Annotated in this window: 17 protein-coding genes and 2 pseudogenes; 6 read left to right on the forward strand and 13 right to left on the reverse strand. The window is 46.8% G+C overall.

Annotated elements, in window-relative coordinates; translation table 11 throughout:
• Positions 1–101: 101 nt before the first annotated feature.
• Together ACIFO6_RS07750 and ACIFO6_RS07755 are read left to right on the forward strand one after the other, a co-directional pair.
• Positions 102–1,103 (forward strand): lipoate--protein ligase, encoded by a 1,002-nt coding sequence (locus tag ACIFO6_RS07750; RefSeq protein ID WP_430039693.1) that lies wholly within the window; start codon positions 102–104, stop codon positions 1,101–1,103.
• Positions 1,104–1,265: 162 nt separating this feature from the next.
• Positions 1,266–2,066, forward strand: a complete 801-nt coding sequence (locus ACIFO6_RS07755) for a Cof-type HAD-IIB family hydrolase (RefSeq protein WP_430039696.1) — start codon at positions 1,266–1,268, stop codon at positions 2,064–2,066.
• Positions 2,067–2,185: 119 nt separating this feature from the next.
• Here the strand turns inward: ACIFO6_RS07755 and ACIFO6_RS07760 are convergent, their stop codons facing one another.
• On the reverse strand, positions 2,186–3,097 hold the full coding sequence (locus ACIFO6_RS07760) for a DMT family transporter (protein ID WP_430039699.1): 912 nt from the start codon (positions 3,095–3,097) through the stop codon (positions 2,186–2,188).
• Between the two features lie 133 nt (positions 3,098–3,230).
• Here ACIFO6_RS07760 and ACIFO6_RS07765 point away from each other — a divergent pair, with 133 nt between their 5' ends.
• On the forward strand, positions 3,231–4,724 hold the full coding sequence (locus ACIFO6_RS07765; protein WP_430039702.1) for a PLP-dependent aminotransferase family protein: 1,494 nt from the start codon (positions 3,231–3,233) through the stop codon (positions 4,722–4,724).
• A 9-nt stretch (positions 4,725–4,733) separates the two neighbouring features.
• Here the strand turns inward: ACIFO6_RS07765 and ACIFO6_RS07770 are convergent, their stop codons facing one another.
• Together ACIFO6_RS07770 and ACIFO6_RS07775 are read right to left on the reverse strand one after the other, a co-directional pair.
• Positions 4,734–5,504 (reverse strand): MBL fold metallo-hydrolase, encoded by a 771-nt coding sequence (locus ACIFO6_RS07770; protein ID WP_430039704.1) that lies wholly within the window; start codon positions 5,502–5,504, stop codon positions 4,734–4,736.
• A 154-nt stretch (positions 5,505–5,658) separates the two neighbouring features.
• Positions 5,659–6,720 (reverse strand): sulfate/molybdate ABC transporter ATP-binding protein, encoded by a 1,062-nt coding sequence (locus tag ACIFO6_RS07775; RefSeq protein WP_430039707.1) that lies wholly within the window; start codon positions 6,718–6,720, stop codon positions 5,659–5,661.
• A gap of 220 nt (positions 6,721–6,940) precedes the next feature.
• On the opposite strand from ACIFO6_RS07775, the gene ACIFO6_RS07780 reads away from it, so the two are divergent.
• Positions 6,941–7,276 (forward strand): secondary thiamine-phosphate synthase enzyme YjbQ, encoded by a 336-nt coding sequence (locus tag ACIFO6_RS07780; protein WP_430039710.1) that lies wholly within the window; start codon positions 6,941–6,943, stop codon positions 7,274–7,276.
• Positions 7,277–7,421: 145 nt separating this feature from the next.
• On the opposite strand, the gene ACIFO6_RS07785 is transcribed toward ACIFO6_RS07780, so the two are convergent.
• The 3 genes from ACIFO6_RS07785 to ACIFO6_RS07795 form a co-directional block, all read right to left on the reverse strand.
• Complete coding sequence (locus ACIFO6_RS07785; RefSeq protein ID WP_430039713.1) at positions 7,422–8,003, reverse strand: TetR/AcrR family transcriptional regulator; 582 nt, start codon at positions 8,001–8,003, stop codon at positions 7,422–7,424.
• Positions 8,004–8,008: 5 nt separating this feature from the next.
• The gene (locus ACIFO6_RS07790) at positions 8,009–8,641 is read right to left on the reverse strand and encodes a YigZ family protein (protein WP_430039716.1); all 633 of its coding nucleotides are present in this window, start codon (positions 8,639–8,641) and stop codon (positions 8,009–8,011) included.
• A 149-nt stretch (positions 8,642–8,790) separates the two neighbouring features.
• Positions 8,791–10,146, reverse strand: a complete 1,356-nt coding sequence (locus ACIFO6_RS07795) for a glucose-6-phosphate isomerase (RefSeq protein WP_014280425.1) — start codon at positions 10,144–10,146, stop codon at positions 8,791–8,793.
• A 254-nt stretch (positions 10,147–10,400) separates the two neighbouring features.
• Here ACIFO6_RS07795 and ACIFO6_RS07800 point away from each other — a divergent pair, with 254 nt between their 5' ends.
• The gene (locus ACIFO6_RS07800; protein WP_430039719.1) at positions 10,401–11,300 is read left to right on the forward strand and encodes an NAD(P)-dependent oxidoreductase; all 900 of its coding nucleotides are present in this window, start codon (positions 10,401–10,403) and stop codon (positions 11,298–11,300) included.
• Between the two features lie 108 nt (positions 11,301–11,408).
• Here ACIFO6_RS07800 and ACIFO6_RS07805 read toward each other — a convergent pair whose 3' ends face one another.
• From ACIFO6_RS07805 to ACIFO6_RS07820, 4 genes are all read right to left on the reverse strand, one after another.
• Positions 11,409–11,723, reverse strand: coding sequence for a pyrimidine/purine nucleoside phosphorylase (locus ACIFO6_RS07805; RefSeq protein ID WP_430039722.1), 315 nt, complete (start codon positions 11,721–11,723; stop codon positions 11,409–11,411).
• 170 nt (positions 11,724–11,893) lie between these two features.
• Positions 11,894–13,939 (reverse strand): transketolase, encoded by a 2,046-nt coding sequence (gene tkt / locus ACIFO6_RS07810; protein WP_430039725.1) that lies wholly within the window; start codon positions 13,937–13,939, stop codon positions 11,894–11,896.
• 390 nt (positions 13,940–14,329) lie between these two features.
• The gene (purU, locus tag ACIFO6_RS07815) at positions 14,330–15,229 is read right to left on the reverse strand and encodes a formyltetrahydrofolate deformylase (protein ID WP_430039727.1); all 900 of its coding nucleotides are present in this window, start codon (positions 15,227–15,229) and stop codon (positions 14,330–14,332) included.
• A gap of 22 nt (positions 15,230–15,251) precedes the next feature.
• Complete coding sequence (locus ACIFO6_RS07820) at positions 15,252–16,379, reverse strand: deoxyribonuclease IV (RefSeq protein WP_430039730.1); 1,128 nt, start codon at positions 16,377–16,379, stop codon at positions 15,252–15,254.
• A 272-nt stretch (positions 16,380–16,651) separates the two neighbouring features.
• Here ACIFO6_RS07820 and ACIFO6_RS07825 point away from each other — a divergent pair, with 272 nt between their 5' ends.
• Complete coding sequence (locus ACIFO6_RS07825; protein ID WP_430039733.1) at positions 16,652–17,566, forward strand: TIGR01777 family oxidoreductase; 915 nt, start codon at positions 16,652–16,654, stop codon at positions 17,564–17,566.
• Positions 17,567–17,749: 183 nt separating this feature from the next.
• On the opposite strand, the pseudogene ACIFO6_RS07830 reads toward ACIFO6_RS07825, so the two are convergent.
• From ACIFO6_RS07830 to ACIFO6_RS07840, 3 genes and pseudogenes are all read right to left on the reverse strand, one after another.
• Positions 17,750–18,348: pseudogene (locus tag ACIFO6_RS07830) on the reverse strand (YdeI/OmpD-associated family protein).
• Positions 18,349–18,837: 489 nt separating this feature from the next.
• Entirely contained in the window at positions 18,838–19,107 is a 270-nt protein-coding gene (locus tag ACIFO6_RS07835) for a hypothetical protein (RefSeq protein WP_430039736.1), read from the reverse strand.
• A gap of 52 nt (positions 19,108–19,159) precedes the next feature.
• A pseudogene (locus ACIFO6_RS07840) lies at positions 19,160–20,179 on the reverse strand (WXG100 family type VII secretion target).
• Positions 20,180–20,314 lie beyond the last annotated feature (135 nt).

Raw genomic sequence — 20,314 nt, forward strand, 5'->3', positions numbered from 1 at the left:
CCCGTCAATGCAAATGAGCTTTTGTGTACATCGCTCACTTGGGTTACAATAGAAGGAGGTACACCTAAAACTACACAGTTTATATATATGGAGGAATGGACATGCTGTTCATCGACAACCAGGGCATACACGATCCAGCCATTAATCTTGCCATTGAGGAGTACGCACTCAAGCATCTTCAGCTGGACGACAGCTATCTGCTGTTTTACATTAATCAGCCTTCTATTATTATAGGCAAGCATCAAAATACCATTGAAGAAATCAACGCCGAGTTTGTCAGAGACAACAACATTCAAGTCGTTCGTCGCCTGTCTGGCGGCGGGGCTGTATATCATGACCTCGGTAATTTAAATTTCAGCTTCATTACCAAGGATAACGGGGAGTCCTTTCATAATTTCCTCAAATTCACGCAGCCTGTCATCGACGCCCTGCGCCAAATGGGTGTGGAAGCCGAAATGACCGGACGCAATGATCTTCAGGTCGGTGAGCGCAAAATTTCAGGGAACGCCCAATTTGCCACGCGCGGACGCATGTTCAGCCACGGTACATTGATGTTTAACCTGAATCTGGACAATGTGGCTTCATCACTGCATGCCAATCCCGAAAAGTTTAAATCCAAAAGTACTAAATCGGTCCGCAGTCGCGTCGCTAACATCAGCGAGCTGATGGACCGTGAGATGACCATTGAGCAATTCCGCGAGGAGCTACTGCGTTACATATTCGGTGCAGAGCTGGACCAGGTACCCCAATATAAGCTAACCGATGCCGACTGGGCCAAAATCCATGAAATTTCCGCTGAACGCTACCAATCGTGGGACTGGAACTATGGTCAATCGCCTGAAAGCAATATCAAGCACACACGTAAATTTCCGGTTGGCATTATTGATATCCGCATGGATCTCAAGGAAGGCCACATCCGTGATATTAAAATCTACGGTGATTTCTTCGGTGTGGGTGACGTCGCTGATATTGAAAATATCCTGCGCGGCAAACGCTACGATGAAGGTGAGGTTCGTCAAGCCTTGTCCTCTCTTGATTTGAAGCATTATTTCGGCAATATTGAATTGGACGATTTTGTCGGACTCGTATTTTTGGAAGACTAACATCCACTTTTCCCCATTGATTCAATCCAATTCTTCAGTGGTTATAAGGGGACAGGCTCTTAAAGGAGTCATCCCCTTTTCATTGTGATATTGTCATTTTGAATATTATAAGATACAATTTGGACATTGCCCCATGATTGAGATAAAGGAGAGAATACCGATATGTATAAATTAATTGCCATTGATATCGATGATACACTCATTAACGATCAGAAAGAAGTTACTCCTGCAACGCAACTGGCGCTTGAAGCTGCTGTAGCCAAAGGTGTCGTGGTTACACTTGCAACAGGACGTGCTTATGCATCTGCCAAACAACTTGCCCGCCAAACGGGCTTGAACGTTCCGATCATTACGTACCAAGGTGCCTTGATTAAAAATCTGCTGGACGAAAACGTGCTGTATGAGCGTTATGTTCCACTCGTGGCTGCACGTCGCTTGTATGAATTCTGCGTGGAACGTAATCTGCATCTGCAAACGTATATAGATGACAAATTGTACACACGTGAAGATAATCAGAAAATCAAAGATTACACCGCGCTAAACAGTACGGAATATTTTGTAGAGCCTGTATTCAGCAAATTGATAGAACTGCCTACACCTAAAATGCTGATTATTGACGAGCCGGAAGTGCTGGACAAATTAATTCCAGAACTGCGCGAGCTGCTTGGTAATGAAGTGCATATTACCAAATCCAAGCCTCATTTTCTGGAAATCATGCATCATGAAGGCACCAAGGGTCACGCTCTTACGTTCCTTGCTAACCATTACGGCTGTGATCTGTCCGAAACGATTGCAATCGGCGACTCTTGGAATGATCACGAAATGCTCGAATGTGCGGGTCTCGGCATAGCGATGGAGAATGCTATTCCGGATTTGAAAAAGCTGGCTGATTACATCACTAGCAGCAATAACGAAGACGGCGTTAAGCACGCCATTGACAAATTCGTGCTGAATGCTGAATAATTTGTGCTCATGAAATAGCAACACAACAAAACCTCCAAACGTCGCATGTTCAATAACACGCGGCAGCTTGGAGGTTTTTTCTGTCCTATCATAGAATACCTAAATACGACTTCAAAATATCAGGCAGCAGAACGCACCTTTCGCCTGTTCACCAGACGGATCATTCCATTGTTCATAAGCATTAATCCGGTCACAATGAGCAGCACCCCCGCCAGCATCCACCAGCTTACATGCTCTCCGTACACCAAGGCTCCCAATCCCACCGCAATCGGCGGTGAAATATACAACCACGTCGTCGGGAAAAGAGGATTTGTACGCTCCATGAGCCAGTAAAACAGTGTATGTGCAATCATCGAGCCAAACAAAATCAGATACAATAAGGAGCCCATGGCAGGAAGGTACTGCCACCCCTCAGAACTCCACGGCTCCGTAATCGCAGACAGTACCAGCAGCATCCATCCTCCATGGAGCATTTGCGCCGCATTCAGAGCAATCGGGTTCGTTTCGCGAAATACATCCATCACCCGCTTGGAATAAAGAGCGCCCCCGGAATAACACAGCTCCCCTAGCAAAATGACAAGGCATCCCGCCAGCCACAGGCCGCTGATCTGAACCGCCAATCCGGGCAGCACCACCAGCACCACGCCAAGAAAGCTGATCATGCAGCCAATGACTGTAATCCGCGACGTTTTTTGCCTTAGCAGCATGGATTGCAAAATGACGATCATCATCGGCCCCGTGGCTGACAAAATGGCTCCGATGCCCGAGCTGACATATTGCTCTGCCCAATACAAGGCCGAAAACGTACCAAAGGTCGTTCCCGCTCCAATGAGTACCATTTCCTTACGCCATAATAACGACCAGCGAACTTTTCCCATCAGCTTCATGGCGATAAACAATATAGCCCCTGCCGCGAAAAAACGTACGCCTGCCGACAAAAACGGCGGAAGTCCCGCTTCTACCCCCACTTTTATAGCCAAAAATGTTGTACCAAAAATAAGACACATTATCGTAAACGCGATACCAACCATGATACGTCCCTCTCCCTTCAGTTGCTTTCAAGCATACAGGGAGACGAACAGAACAGATGTGTACTCACAGAACAGTTGTAGACGGTTTTGAAATGTTTTATAGTAAAATACACACAAAAGGAGCGTGGACAGCGTGGGCAAGAACAACAGCGAATTACTTTTTCCAGCCGATCATGCCTTAAAGCTGTATGAGCAGGTCATCCATTATGTGACTGTGCGGATTGATCGCGGGGATTGGCAAGCAGACACGAAGCTGCCATCCGTACGAAGCCTGGCTCAGGAGTTGGGTGTACATAGGCTAACCGTTTTCCGGGCCTATCAGGAGTTGAAGCAACGGGGGCTGGTTTATGTAAAGGACAAATCAGGATATTACGTTCATGCTTCCCCAGCGACCGGCCATGCGAAATATGCTGGCTACTCGGGGCATTCATCCATTGACCTTACGTTTCACTCCGAATCCGCCCATGCGGCAGATGATCCGTCTGTTTCAGCCTGGAGGGGAATGGATGGACTTAGCCGCGTTCAATCGGTGAATGCGAATTTTCAGTTTTCCAAGGCGCTGATTGACCCGTCTCTCCTGCCCAACCGATATTGGGGTGAGCTGATGATGCAGGTATTTGAAAAGCATCCGAAAGTAGCGGCCACTTATTCCTCTGTACAGGGCGATTCCGAGCTTCGGGATGCGATGGCGCAGCATTTTAGCGTTGATAAGCATTTTGCATTGTCACCAGACGAAGTACTGATTACTTCCGGAGCACAGCAGGCCATCGACCTGATTTCCCGTTCTCTGATCCGGACAGGAGACCGCGTATTGACCGAGCGTCCCGCCTATGGCCCTGCTATGGAAATATTCCGCAGACAAGGTGCGCGCCTGACCATGACCGATATCCGACCGGAAGGCTATGATATGGAACACATTGAATGGTGTATGAAGACAGAAAAGCCACGTGTGTTCTATATCAATCCAACGTTTCATAACCCGACTGGCTTCACGGTACCCGATGAACAGCGCAAACGTCTGCCCGAGCTGGCGGAGCGCTACGGCTGCCTTATTGTCGAGGACGACAGTACCTATGACATCAGTTTTGGACAAAAGCCGCCGTTACCTATTTTCGCTTATGATATTTCGGGAAGCGTCGTCTACATTCGCAGCTATAGCAAATATGTCGCGCCAGGTCTGCGAATCGCAGCCGTGACCTGCCGACCACAGCTCATGAACAGCCTGCTGAATGTCAAAGCGCTGGTAGATAACGGCTCGCCACTGCTGAATCAGAAGCTGTTCCTGCAATACTTTCAATCTCCACGCATGCAGCAGCATCTCAAAAAGCTATGTATAGCGCTCCAGATCCGTAAGGAAACGATGGAAGACAGCCTCCGCGATTCCGGCTGGACATGGACCAGCCCGGCAGGCGGCCTCAGTCTGTGGCTCCAGTTGCCTTCTACGTTGAAACCTAATGAACTGCTCGCCAAATGCGTACAGGAGTCGGTCACCTTCGTACCAGGTAATGTATTCGATCCGATTGGCGAGGAAGGCAAAACGCATGTGAGATTGTCCTATTCGTATGCCAACGAGCTGCAAATCAAAGAAGGCATCGCGACCCTTCTCCGCATCAGCCGGACGATGTAAGGGACAGCATTATTCCAATGGCAGGCTCATTCCGGTCCGTGCCAGGCTGATCCCTTCCAGAAGCCCGTAGTTGCGTGTGGCATCCACATCATGAGACATATGTGTAAATACCGTGCGGTTAGGCTGGAGTCTCCCTATAAGCTCCTGAGCCTCCAGCATGTCATATACCGAGCGGGTTGCATATTCGGCCTCCTCATGATAAAAGCTCGTTCCCAGCACGAGCAAATCCAGATTGTGCAGGGGCAGGATTTCCGCATCATTTAGCCCAATCGAATCCGAGCAGTAGGCCCACGAGAAGTCGTCTTTTTCCAGTCGATAAGCGTAAGCATAACCGTTCTTCCCGTGATTCACACGCCATCCCCGGATATTCCACCCTCCAAGCAAGGCCCCCTGATCGACAGGGATAAGGTCAATATGCCCCGGAAGCCAAGAAAATTGACGCAGGATCGTGTCGATCACCTCCTGTGGAGCGTACAAACGACCTCTGTTCCCGGTCCAGCGACAGGCATCTGCCCATTCCGGCAGTCCTCCAATATGGTCAAAATGTGCGTGCGTCACGAGGATCGTACCGATGAAGCGAAGCCCGCGTATTTCCATCTGCTTGCGCCAGTCCGGGCCGCAATCAATCATAAAGTCCTCCGTCTCGCTTTCGATCAGCACAGACGACCTCAGCCTCACATTTGCCCCTGTCGTGCGGGCCTCCGTACATACGAGACAATCACAATACACACGCGGAACACCCATCGCATCCCCCGTGCCAAGAAAAATAAGCCGATTCATGGTTTAACTCCTATCTATCTGGGTGTTTTAACTACTATTATAACGAACACATCATATCTGCGTAAATCCTTCCAGCGCCCAACGCCAAAAGGAGCATGCCCCAAAACCCTGAATACAGGCCGGACATCCCCTCATGTATGATCGCGTTATAATTTTAAATCATAATGGGCATTGGATCTTTCTTGAGACGGTTTTCCACCATCCAACTGGACTGGTCGTTATACAGATAAGCCCGATGCACTAGTACGCGCACCTGCTGACCAGGCTCCAGCGTGGACTTCTCCAGCGAACGGTAGGTCATGAGTCGATGATCCCCGACCTGTACTTCAACCATCCATTCACTCCCCCGAAAATGCAAATGCTTCACAATGCCTTCCTCGGTCGCTGACAAAAGCGCAAACTCCTCGCTTGGCCCGACATCAATATACTCCGGACGGATCAAGGCACGTGCTCCCGTTCCAGCAGCCTCCTCAAAGCCTTTGAGACGGCCCGCCTGCTCGATCACCGTCGATTCCCCAATAAAGGAAGCTACGAACGGCGTCCCCGGCTTTTTATAAATATCCCAAGGTGTTCCCTTCTGCTCCAGCCGTCCCTGATTAATCACCATAATTTCATCGGCTACTTCAATAGCCTCATCCTGATCATGCGTGACGAAAATCGAAGTGATCCCCACTCGCTCAATCAACTCCCGCAGCCAGGTACGCAGCTCCTGGCGAATCTTGGCGTCAATGGCTGCAAAAGGCTCATCCAGCAGCAGTAATTGAGGCTCCGGTGCCAAGGCGCGTGCAAAAGCAACCCGCTGCCGTTGTCCACCAGATAACTGATGCGGATAACGATGCTCGAAGCCTTTGAGTCCTGTCAGCTCGACCAGCTCTGTGACACGTTCCTTGATGCGGGCCTTGGAGCTTTTTTTCACTTTTAGACCAAAGGCAATATTGTCATACACGCTCATGTGCTTGAACAAAGCATAGTTTTGAAATACAAATCCGATTCCGCGTTCCTGCGGGGCCAGCTCGTTTACCCTTTTTCCGTGAAAATGAATTTCTCCCGCATCCGGTTGCTCCAGACCCGCCAAAATCCGAAGAATGGACGTTTTACCGCCACCGCTCGGACCGAGTAAACCAATCAGATGACCCGCTTGAATATCAAAGGATACGTCCTTAACCGCATGAAAATTACCGAAATGCTTGTTTAAACCCCTTACTTCCACATGCATAACCGTACACTTCCTTTCCGCTTCTGAACCTGTGCAGGAACAGCAGCAGCCTTGCTTACCGCAAAGCGCGTACCTCATTTGAAATCATGTTATTATTCCAATGTATATACTATGTTTTTCTTATGTGATACTTTATCAAAGGAAAGCTTTCGTCGTCAACTCTATATATTACGTCAGGTGTAAAATGGGTAAAGTAATAAGAAGAAGGGAGAGTGTAATAATGTTGCATACTTTAGAATTATCCACTAGCGGACGAGATGAGATGCGTGATATTACACGCGAGGTCGCTTCATTGATCGAAAAAAGCGGAGTCCAGGAAGGAACCGCACTGATCTATTGTCCACACACAACGGCCGAAATAGCCATTAATGAAAATGCAGACCCGGACGTCAAACATGATGTGATTTTAAGGCTGGATGAAGCTTATCCGTGGAAGCATCCCCAATATCGCCATATGGAAGGGAATACGGCATCCCACCTTAAATCTATCACCACAGGTCCCTCTCAGACTGTCATTATTCATGATGGACTGACCATGCAAAAAAACAGACCATGATGTTCTCCTGCTGGATGCATCATCGTCTGTTACAATCTTAGTCGCTTTCGCAAAGTACCGTAATGATAAGGCACCGTCATGAAGTGAATATATCCAGAAAAGCGCCCTACAGATTCATAACCGAGGCATGTGATTGCAGGTACGCTCATAGGTTTCTGCACAGCAGCTTTACATGTGCCAAAGCAGCGGGCCTGATTTCTTCAAATGTCAAACCATCCTGAATATAAAAGGACACAAAGCCGTGCATAGACAAAAACAGACTTTGCGGTACTCGTGAAGAATCTTCCTCCGAATGTCCCTGATCACTTAATTCCTGACGGATCATGGACGCGAATAATTCTACACAACGGTTTTGCTCTGTGCGACAATATGCGAACAGTTCTTCATCGTGCATCATGAACATAATTTCGTATTGATAAGGATTTTCCAAGCCAAAACGGATAAACTCCAGCATCAAGTGCTCCAGTCTGTTCAGACCATCCTTCGGAGTACCTGTTGCTCCTTGTAGTAGAATTCCGCGTAACGTATTAAAATCCTCAATCACAATGGCGTAGAACAGTTCAGCCTTCTCTTTAAAATGATAATATAATGAACCGTGACTGTAACCCAGATGCTGGCCAATGCTGCGCATTGAAATAGCACGGTAGCCCTTGGTAATAAACAAGTGCCTGGCCGCTTCCAGAATCCGCCCTCTTGACAACTCCTGTTCCACTGCTCTTCTAGCCATATTTTTTATTCCCCTTCAATAAAGTAAAGCTGCTCTCCCTCCGACACAAGCGATTGCCCCTGTGTCAAGTCTGTTATCCAGTTGCTGAAGGATTCCGCATCACCAGCCAGCGGCAGACAGGTTAAGGTAACTTTATCCGTAAACAGGGTTTCTCCTGTACGGATGCTGCGATTTCGCAATTCATTTTCCACTTTGCCCAACCAGGTGTAATCCAATTCCACAAAAATTTCACGATGCAGCACACGCGTAATCGCATCCCCTGCCTCAATGGCTGCAACAGCACCGTCTGAATATGCACGAATCAGACCGCCTGCTCCCAGCAAAATCCCCCCAAAGTAACGGGTAACGACAATTGCCACATTTTTCAGCTTCTGGTTACGGATAACCTCCAAAATGGGCTTGCCCGCCGTACCACTCGGTTCACCGTCATCCGATTGCTTCTGGATCTCGTCTCGTTCCCCGATCATGTAGGCAGAACAATTATGGGTTGCGTTCCAATGATCTTTTTTAATGCGCTCGATAAAAGCAGCCGCTTCTTCCTCGGTCTGAACAGGCTGGATGTGACCGATAAAACGGGATTTCCGGATCACAATTTCCTTGCTGCCGGAGCCGCGTACAGTTCGGTATTGTTCCAACATATCACAAATAACCTTCCTTACTTCATTTTACAAGAAAGCAGTCCCCCCGCTTCTGGCAGCCGGTGAACTGCTTTCCTGTACTTAATTTCTTGCTATACGCCTATAACGCTCCTATCTGAAACTGTTTCAGTCAGGAGTTTACAGCTTCCTTATTCGGACAATCTCGCTTCAAGCTCCGCTTTTTGCTCTTCGAAGCCTGGTTTACCCAGCAGAGCAAACATGTTTTTCTTGTAAGCTTCTACGCCCGGTTGATCGAACGGATTCACACCCAACAGGTAGCCGCTGATGCCGCAAGCTTTTTCGAAGAAATAAGCCAGGTACCCGAAGGAATAAGGGCTCAGGTCAGGAATGTTCACGATCAGATTCGGTACTTGTCCATCTGTGTGAGCCAGCAATGTACCCTGGAATGCTTTTTTATTTACAAAATCCACCGTTTTGCCTGCCAGGAAGTTCAGTCCATCCAGATCATCCTCATCTGCTTCGATGGTGATGTGGCTAGGTACATTTTCTACTTGGATAACTGTTTCGAAAATGTTACGGCTACCTTCCTGGATGAATTGTCCCATGGAGTGCAGGTCAGTCGAGAAGTCAACGGAAGCAGGGTAGATACCTTTGTAATCCTTGCCTTCGCTTTCGCCGTACAATTGTTTCCACCACTCGGAAACGAAATGCAGGGACGGCTCATAGTTCACGAGAATTTCAATAGCTTTACCTTTGCGGTACAACGCGTTACGAACGGCTGCATATTGGTAAGCCTCGTTCTCAGCTACATTCGGATTGCTGTATTCCTTGGAAGCGTCTGCCGCCCCTTGGAGCATTTCCTCAATGTTAATACCAGCTGTAGCAATCGGCAGCAAGCCTACTGCTGTCAGCACGGAGTAACGGCCGCCTACATCATCAGGGATAATGAAGGATTCGTAGCCTTCCTCGTTAGCCAGTTTTTTCAGAGCGCCGCGTTCTTTATCTGTTGTTGCATAAATGCGTTTGCGCGCTTCTTCTTTACCGTATTTTTTCTCCAGAGCCGCACGGAATACGCGGAAAGCGATAGCTGGCTCTGTTGTTGTACCTGATTTGGAAATGACATTCACGGAGAAGTCTTTTCCTTCAATCAGTTCCAACAGATGATTCACATATGTAGAGCTGATGTTATTGCCTGCAAAATAAACAGCCGGGCCTTTGCGCTTGTCCTTAGGCAGTGCATTGTGGAAGGAATGCGACAGCATTTCAATCGCAGCGCGTGCGCCAAGGTAAGAACCGCCGATGCCGATGACAATCAGCACTTCGGAATCACTTTGGATTTTAGCAGCAGCCTTTTGGATGCGTGCAAACTCTTCTTTATCATAATTGGTAGGCAAGTCAATCCAACCCAGGAAATCGGAACCTACACCGGTTTGGTTATGCAGCTGCTCATGAGCCAGCTTGATGGGTTCTGCAAAATAATCAATTTCGTGCTGTCCTACAAAGGAGAGCGCTTTGGTGTAATCAAAAATAACTTTTTTAGACATGTTTGGAACCTCCTGTTTTGTATTGCTAAGACCATGAATACGAACATAAGGACTTAGGAATAGGATACTTTAATTTGCAGGGCCTGACAAGCTTGCGTTACCTGTATGTCCGGTGCCTTGCCAGACCCTAGTGTAGTAGATGGGGTGGCATACCCATGCTACAATAAACGGAGATCAACTGATTTAAACCGTCAAATCTAGCCAAACTCGCATCTGCATCGGACGGCAACCTCCAACAAGAAAGGTGATTAGCTATGAAGAACATCGGATTTATCGGATTGGGCACCATGGGCGCCCCGATGGCATCCAACCTGCTGAAGCAGGGATATGGAGTCACGGTCTACAACCGCACCGCCTCACGCTGCGAGCCGCTGGGAGAGCAAGGCGCGCATACGGCTTCAACGCCCCGTGAGGCGGCTGAAGGCCAGCAGCTGGTCATTACCATGGTCAGCGATGATCACTCGATCCGTGATATCTACTACGGCGAGGACGGCGTGTTTGCCGGTCTTACGTCTGGTGTAACTGTGATGGACAACAGCACCATTTCACCTGAGCTGGTCAAACAACTAGCTACCGAAGCGGACAAGCTGGGCTGTTCCTTCATTGATGCTCCAGTAACGGGCAGTAAGCCTGCTGCTGTAGACGGCACGCTTGTGTTCATGGTTGGCGGTGACGCGGAGGCCATTGCCGCACAGTCGGACGTTTTTGATACGCTGGGCAAAAAGGTGCTTCACATGGGACCGAATGGCAGCGGAGCCATCGCCAAGCTTGCTCATAACACGATGGTGGGTATTAACAACCTCGCTCTGGCTGAGGGCTTCGCCATCGCTGCTAAGTCCGGCATTCCGGCGGAAAGCTTCCTTGAGCTGGTACAGCTCGGATCGGCAGGCAGCAAGGCTGCTGACCTGAAAGGACGCAAAATCATCGAGCATGATTTCAGCAACCAGTTCTCACTGGCCTTGATGCTCAAAGACTTGAAGCTCGCTGCCTCGCTGACGGATAGCTTGTCCATCCCGACACCTATGCTGTCCATTGCTAAAAGCCTGTTTCAAGCCGGGCAAACGCAAGGCTACGGCGACGAGGACTTGTCCGCTGTCGTGAAGACCTATGAATCGTGGATCGGCCACACTATTGGCGGTAAGCCACTCGAATAAGCCGCATTCTTCTTTTAACCATGTTGCTGTGCTTTTGTACATATCGCATAGCTTATAGGGTAAGCACACTTGACTTAGAGTCGAGTGTGCTTACCCTCTTTTTACTACTTATTCTGGGTAAGAGCAGCAGTAATCTGTTACGCTTCGTACTTCCAGCTTGAAGGAAGACTGCGCAGGCACGTGGAACGTTGCCGTTCCCTGTATTTCCAGCCATTCCTCAGTATCCGGAAGCAGCACCTTCAAATCCCCTGCCAAAATCTCCATGATCTCACGAGAATCCGTGCCGAATTCATACGTTCCCGGCAGCATAATCCCCAATGTAACCTTACTGCCGTCACCCAAAATAGCTGTACGGCTTGTGACCTGACCGTCGTAATATACATTTGCTTTTTTAACTACGCTGACTCCATCAAACTGTGTCATTCGTTATCCCCTCATCTGCTCATCAATGGTTGAATGAATATTTATGGATCATAACATACATTTGTTCCAAGCCTCAGTATGAAAATACACAGGGCTGCAAATTCCCTTAATATATGAAACAAACAGCCGTAAGCCTTGCTCAGGTTACGACTGTCTGTTTAAAAATTGTTTTATTTCAACAAAGCTTTTACACGATTAACAACGTTCTCAACTGTAAAGCCATATTCCTTAATGACGCGGTCGCCAGGTGCGGATGCACCAAATGTGCTGATACCGAGAATGTCGCCTTGGTCGCCGACATATTTTTCCCAGCCCAGTGGATAAGCCATTTCTACAGCCAAACGAGCTTTTACTTCAGGCAGTAGAACGGAATCTTTGTATGCTTTGTCTTGTTTTTCGAACAGATCCCAGCTTGGGAAGCTGATAACGCGTACTTGGATACCTTGTTCTGCCAGTGCTTCTTGGGCTTTAACAGCCAGTTGTACTTCAGAACCCGTAGCCAGAATTTGAGCAACCGGCTTGCCGTCTGTCGCATCTGCAACGACATAAGCACCGCGTTTGATACCTTCGCGTGCATGCTCAGCAGTAGCAGCCAGAATTGGCAGGTTTTGACGAGTCAATACCAGAGCAACCGGATTTTTCTTGTTTTCCAGCGTGTAAGCCCAAGCAGCGGAAGTTTCATTGCCGTCCGCTGGACGAATAACCGTCAGGTTCGGGATAATACGCAGGGAAGCCAATTGTTCGATCGGCTCATGAGTCGGGCCATCTTCACCAACAGCAATACTGTCGTGAGTCAGAACGTAAGTAACAGGCAATCCCATCAGAGCTGCCAAACGAACAGCCGGACGCAGGTAATCCGTAAACACGAAGAATGTACCGCCGAATACTTTTACCCCTTGGTGCAATGTCATACCATTCATTGCAGCAGCCATACCAAACTCACGGATACCGAAATAGATGTTACGGCCAGCATAGTCTTCTGGTGTAAAGTTCGTCAGGTTGTTCAAGTGTGTCATCGTGGAGCTTTCCAGATCGGCAGATCCGCCAGTCAGGAACGGTACGTTTGGAGCCAATCCGTTCAGTGCATTACCTGAAGCCACACGAGTCGAAACTGCTTTATCTTCGGTCGTGTATTTCGGAAGATCACGGTCCCATCCTTCTGGAAGGTCGCCGTTTACGGCTGTCTCGAACTGAGCTGCCAGGTCAGGGTGAGCCGCTTTGTATTTCGCGAACTGCTCATCCCATGCTTTGTTAGCTGCGATACCGCGCTCTTTTACTGTAGCAAAATGCTCACGAACCTCTTGCGGTACATGGAAGTCCTCTTCGTACACCCATTTGTAAAATTCTTTAGTCAGCTTGGCTTCGTCTGCACCCAGTGGGGAACCGTGAGTACCGCCATGTCCGCCTTTACCTTGTTTGTTCGGGCTTCCGTAGCCGATGACTGTTTTCACTTCAATCAACGTAGGACGTGTGGAGTCTCCTCGTGCTTCCTCAATCGCTTTTTGGATCGCAGGAAGATCGTTACCATCCTCTACGCGCAGTACTTGCCAGTTGTAAGCTTCAAAGCGTTTTGCAACACTTTCGGAAGAGGACAGGTTCAGCTTGCCGTCCAGTGTAATGTCGTTGGAATCAAACAATACGATCAATTTGCCCAATTGCAGACGCCCAGCCAGTGAAGCCGCTTCGTGAGACAGACCTTCCATCAGATCGCCGTCGCCGCAGACTGCATATGTGAAGTGATCCACAACTTTAAATTGATCTTTATTATAGGTTGCGCCCAGTTGAGCTTCAGCCATTGCCATACCAACGGCCATAGCTACACCTTGTCCCAGAGGTCCGGTCGTAGCGTCTACACCAGCGGTATGTCCAAACTCAGGATGACCTGGTGTAAGGCTGCCCCATTGGCGGAATTGTTTCAGTTCTTCCATAGGCAGATCATAGCCGCTCAGGTGCAGCAGGCTGTACAGCAGCATAGAGCCGTGTCCTGCGGACAGTACAAAACGGTCACGGTTAATCCATGTAGGGTGGTTCGGGTTATGATTCATCGTTTTAGCAAAAAGTTGGTAGCCCATCGGCGCGGAACCCATCGGCATGCCGGGATGTCCTGAGTTTGCTTTCTCGATGGCATCAATTGCCAGCGTACGGATTGTCGTAATGGACAAATTGTCGATCGTGGAGTTTTCATCCTTTTGAATCGCTTGATTCTGGTCGGTCATGGTTTGCCTCCTCATATTGTAAAAAGTATGCCAATTGCATTCGGTCATGCTCTCCAATACCGCCGTCCGATATAGAAACGACGCCCATTGAAGTGAGTAAATCTGCTTGAATGTTTCAATATGACTTATACATCCTTAAATATTGTACCATTTGCCGTGCAGGTTTGCCAGATCGTTTATACAGATGGTTGTCGAAAAATCGTACCAGGTCCTCATTTAAATATACCCGCAAAGTATTAAACTCATTTAAAAAATCATAGAATCGCGAAAAATAACGTATTTTGTCCGGTTTTGACACCCGTTTTCCATAGAAAAAAAGCAAAAAACCCGTCATTTCGACGGGCTTTGCTTGTAAGAAGTATGAACTTTTACATTTTAAAAAATATAAAATCAGTTGAAAACGACCGTTTTATTTTCATGAACCAAAATTCGGTTCTCCGCATGCCACTTCACGGCTCTTGCCAAAACGACCCGCTCAATGGTGCGACCGATCCGTTTTAACTCATTGACATCATCACCGTGGCTTACCCGCTGCACATCCTGCTCGATGATCGGGCCACCGTCCAGTTCCTCAGTTACATAATGCGCGGTAGCGCCAATAATTTTCACACCGCGATTATAGGCTTGGGCATATGGCTTCCCACCCACGAATGCAGGCAGGAACGAATGATGAATATTAATGATCCGGTTGCGATAATGCTCAATAAACTTGGGTGAAATAATCTGCATGTACCTGGCCAAAATAATGACGTCGATATCCTCACCAATAACCTCCAGTTGACGGCGTTCTGCCTCCGGTTTGGTATCGGCGGTCACCGGAATATGGTGATACGGAATGCCGAACGATTCCACGTACTCCTTCATATCCGGATGATTGCTGACCACCAGAGAAATATCCGCGTCCAGATCCCCTGCCTGCCATTGCCACAATAGCTCCACCAGACAATGATCTTCTTTGGAAACGAAAATAGCGAGCTTTTTCTTGCGGCTGACCGCTGAAATCGTCCACTCCATCCGGAATTGTTCTGCAACCGCGGCAAAATCCTGCTCCAGTTGGGGCTGGGCTTCACTCAAGTATGGCAGATCAAATTCAACCCGCATAAAAAACATACCGCCGGACGGGTCCATCGTGTATTGATCAGATTGAACAATATTGGCGCCATGCTCGTACAAAAAGCGAGACACGGCCGCTACAATACCCGGGCCATCAGGACAGGATACGAGCATACGCGCACGGTTTTCATGCACAGATTGAGTACTGTTTGGCTGATGTTTTACGTGAAGTTCCATGTGGCTACAAATCCTCCTTGGCTTATACCGTCACTGGCAAATGACTGCTGGCAAACCAGGCAATCAGACGATGATTAATATGTTCTTCGGTCAACTCTGGAAACAGTGCTGCTTCCGTTATCATGTCATACAGACGCTCCAGCGGCTCGCGCGGATCGGCCTTTTTCGCTTTGGCATCATTTTTCAGCAGCGTCCAGGTGTCTAGCACAAATTTTCGCACATCCACATCCTGCTTTTTGAAAAATGAATTCAATTGCTCTACCTGACCCAAAAATTCATCACCAAAACGCTCCTTCACATTCCCGCGAAGCAAAGCGATTTCAACCTCATACATGGGACGCTGAGTTTTGGCTTCCTTTCCGATCCATGGCGTTTCCAAAATAAATGGACGTCCTTGAAGTGCTTCATGATGCACCACATTATGAATGGTCTGATAGCCAATCCAGCCCGATCCAATCGGAGTATGACGATCTTTATGAGCGCCAACCGGATTTTTACTGTCATTGACGTGAACGACTGCGATGCGATCCAGCCCGACAATACGATCAAATTGCTCCAGCACACCGTCCAGATCATTCACAATATCATAGCCCGCATCGTGAATGTGACAGGTATCCATACAGACAGTAAGACGCTCGTTATGCTCTACTTTATCTATAATGGAGGCAATTTCCTCGAAGCTACGTCCCATTTCGGTGCCTTTGCCTGCCATCGTTTCCAGCGCAATGTTAACATTCGTCTCCCTCACACCGTGCAGTACCTCGTTCAAGCCATCAGCAATACGCTGAATGCCGTACTCTGCATCCTTATCGGTAAAAGCGCCCGGATGAAGCACAATATTTTTCACGCCAATCGCATGGGTGCGACGAATTTCCTCCTGAAGAAAGCTAACTGCCAGCTCATAGGTATTTTCCTTGTAAGAGCCGAGATTGATAATATATGGGGCATGCACCACGATATCATCCATCCCTTTTTCAGCCATCAACTGCTTGCCTTCCTCCAGATACATGGATTCCATCGGCTTACGACGCGTGTTTTGCGGTGCCCCCGTGTATATCATGAACGAGCTGGACCCGTATGAAGACGCTTCTTTTGTAGCGCTGAGCAGACCCTTGTCCGAAAAGGACACATGAGAACCAATTTTCAGCATGATTCGGTTTCATCCCCTTATCCTTGTTATTCTGTTATGCTTATCTTATTTTGATTTAATCATTTTAACGTGATTATTGAAATCAAACAACATGGCTTTTATGGTAGTGCACACACAAATCAGGATTACACGAAGGGAAACGAGGTAAATGAAAGCATGGATTGACATCCTTTAGCATATACAGGTACATTCGAATGAGGTTTTTTTCTTGAAAAGGGTTATATTCTATAACATACATATTTTTTTGCGAATCGGAAGGAGAGTCGAACTCCATGAACATCGTCATATGCGGAGGTACTGGATTAGTAGGGTGTGCGCTGACCAAAAGCCTGCTCAACGACGGGCATACGGTGAAGGTAATCACCCGTAAACCCATGGCAGGTCACGAAGCGAGCCCACGCTTGCAATATATGAGCTGGAACGAACTGAAACAAAAGCCGGAAGCATTAGAGGGCACAGATGTGGCCGTTAATTTGGCAGGCGAAACACTGAATCAGCGCTGGACGGACAAGTCCAGACAAAGAATTCTCCAATCACGCCTGTTGCCTGTTGCCAAATTGGCCCAAGCGCTAAATGCTCTGCAAAAAAAGCCGGAAGTCATCATTCAGGCTTCGGCTGTCGCCGCCTACGGCACATCTCTTACTGAAACGTTCGATGAAACCAGCCCGCGCCGTTCGGAAGACTTTCTGTCTCAAGTGGTCGAGCAGTGGGAAGAAGCCGCCAACGCTTATCCTTCCGAAGCTCGGTTAATCAAGCTGCGTATCAGCCTTGTGCTGGACAGCAAACGCGGAGCATTTCCACTGATGAAGCTGCCTTACAGCTTCGGATTCGGCGGTAAAATAGGCAACGGCCATCAATGGATGAGCTGGATTCATATTAAGGATATCGTCCACCTGATCACCCACTGCATCCATACGCCGGATATCACCGGGGCTGTGAACGCTTCATCACCACATCCGTTGACAAACGACCAGTTTGGTAGAACCGTGGCTGAGGTATATCATCGCCCACACTGGTTTCCCGTTCCCGGCGTTCTCGTACAAAAGCTAGTCGGAGAGATGAGTACCCTTGTATTGGATGGTCAAAAAGTAATCCCGCGCAAGGCGCTGGAGCACGGATTTCAGTTTAAATATCCTTCACTGAAGGAAGCACTGGAGGAATTACACTCTCCTCAAAAGCAGCATTGAATTGATTTTAAAAAGAGGAACTCTGGACTGATAAGATCTTTATCAGCTTAGGGTTCCTCTTTTATTAGGTATGAAATATTTTCGCACAAGATGCTGACACGCGAAAAAAGCCCACCCTTTTTATAATTGAGGAGCAAGTTCAGATTACTACATATAACTTATATTTTTCTTGATAGTCCCGAGCTATGTTCTATCATTTAATCCCTTTCCATTGAGAATTTGCTGCATATATTTTTCAACCCTTGACTCTCGAGTTTTGGATTGTTTGGGTTCAGAAAAATAAAGAATGTATGCTCTTTGCCGTCCGGGCGTCAATGCTTCAAAAGCAGTTTTCAAGGCAGGGATTTCATCAAATTTATTTTGAAATTCTTCAGGAATTATGAATTCTGTATTCTTTTTTAAATCCACTTTCAAACCGGTTTTTTCAACTTCAATGGCTTCATAAATATAGGCTTCAAGATGGTTTCCATTGCAACTATTTCTTGAACATTGGTGAACCGAATCTGGCGCCCCGCCTGTACATTCTCCGTTTGTTGGATTAGAACACCATGGACATCATGTAACAAGGCACCTTTGAAAAACAGAAGCGCACAGTATTCCTTAAATCCATGTATTAAAACTATGTTCCTCTTCTGAGAGGTGTAACAAGGAACACCCCACTTCAATTCTTCGGTCAGCTGACAGTCAAGAATGATCATTCTCAATTTTTCAAATTCTTCCTTCCACTTTTTAGCTTTACTTAAATATTCATCAACCTTAGGATTCATTCTACTATTTGTCATCAAGAAACACCCCTCTCATCATCATAATATTGTGTTGTCAAAATAAGCAGTTCATTTTCAAAAATCCACTTGATTGCTTGCTTAGCTTGCCCCCTTTGCGCCCGATCCATGCTGGTGGACACGACTACGGTGCCGCGGAGAGTCGGTAGAGAACGGCTTTCATGATTGCGTACACCTATATAAAAAGAGAAGCCCACCAATGGGCTTTTCGCATAAATGTTAACTTATCCCCTCTGAAATCCTTTCAACAAAAGCTTGTTTATCTTGGGATCTCTGAACTGGCTAATATATCTCAATTTTTCGATTATTTTGCATTACACAGCTTTTTTTATCGATCTGACTTATAGCATTCCACTGTACCTGATTATGCTGGATATCCAAACATTCCACCAATTGATCATCACTTATTTTTCCCTCTCGTATTTCTTCTTTAGATAAATTGAGTAGTTCTATTTTATGATCTCCATACGATGAAAATAAAATTCAAACTCATCTGTCTTCCAATCTATACACAGTTGCCCCTGCTTGAATAAGATTAGAGGATTCTAATTTACCAATACATATACCAATATTTTTCCTTTCAGCCATTGAAGTTGAAATTTGAACAGAACTAACACGTAAAACCATCTCATTTTGATCTGTGTTTTTGATGAGAATTTGATTACCAATGATCTTTTTTATCTCTGGATGAGTTAAATGATCTAATTCTTTACTAGTTCCCATTATAATTGTGCCTTCATTTTGGGCATCAAGAGTCACCCTTTACATCACGTATACGTAGATTGGCACTTTTTAATCTGGTAATAGCATCTCACAGTAGTGTCATTCTTTCTATGGATGTTAAATCAGGTGCAAATCTTGCTGCTCTTATACTAGCTTGAGCTTCATCCAGTGCAAAATTTCTCTTAAATGTATCTGTAGTAACATCATATAAATCAAATGCTCTTCCTGCCTTATAAGCCTCATAATGACCCACAATTTCATGGGCAATCGTTGCCTTGGCTGAAACATGTGAATTAGCACTCAAGGTTCCAATTCCTGAATTTTCTGCTGGTAATACATCCGTATTTACAATAAATCTATCGTACATCATACCTGTATTCCAATCATCATAAAAACCAGTTCTACTCATTATTATATTATCTTCGGGAAAATCTAACGATTTAGTATACTGAATAATTTCTATTTTCTGTAGATCAGTGAGCGGCAACTCATTACGTAAACCATCCGAAGATATTTGCGGTAGGTCAACTGCCCCTTCATACTTAACCGTTGTACCCAATCCAACTTTAGGCTTAATTAATGAACTGACTCCCCCGGTCATCCCGGCTACACCAATCATATTGGCCCAATGTTCCGTCGACTAGGCATTGGTAGGAGCAAACGCCCCCTGGATGGTTCCTGTTATGCCACATGTACCGAAATTCAATAAATCATTAAAAGAATCCCCTTGTTTAGCTGCACGTTCCATATAGCCCTGATACATTCCTTTTGGAATACCAAACGTCCAATAATCCAAAAAACTGCCCACGCCATCGTAACGTTTTTCATACCTGTCCTCAGCAGCCTCCATAAACGCATTCCCCAGCTCGGCCAAACTATCCGCCGATTTCTGGAACGCATTTCGTGTATCTGGAGCGGGAACGGCACATGAATTAGATGGAGGCGGTAAGCAGCTTGCATCTATATTCCCCGCTTCCATCATATCCGCTAATCTGAATTTATCCGCGCTGTGTCAATTGATTATTCATCTGAGTCGCGTTTTCTGTGCAAGCTCAAATTGATTGGAGACAGACATCAGTTGTTCCGGTGTCACTTTAATGGTTGTCATAATTTACCTCGGTTCAAGTTCGTTATGACATGATATCATTATTCAAATTCATAGAAAACCTTCTCAATTCCTAATTGTTATAAGTAAACTACATCTTTATGCCTGTACAAAAAGAGGCTCTTCGCTCTACTGGAT

It is taken from the genome of Paenibacillus sp. NRS-1781 (assembly GCF_050467745.1).
GTDB classification, from domain to species: Bacteria; Bacillota; Bacilli; order Paenibacillales; family Paenibacillaceae; genus Paenibacillus; species Paenibacillus terrae_A.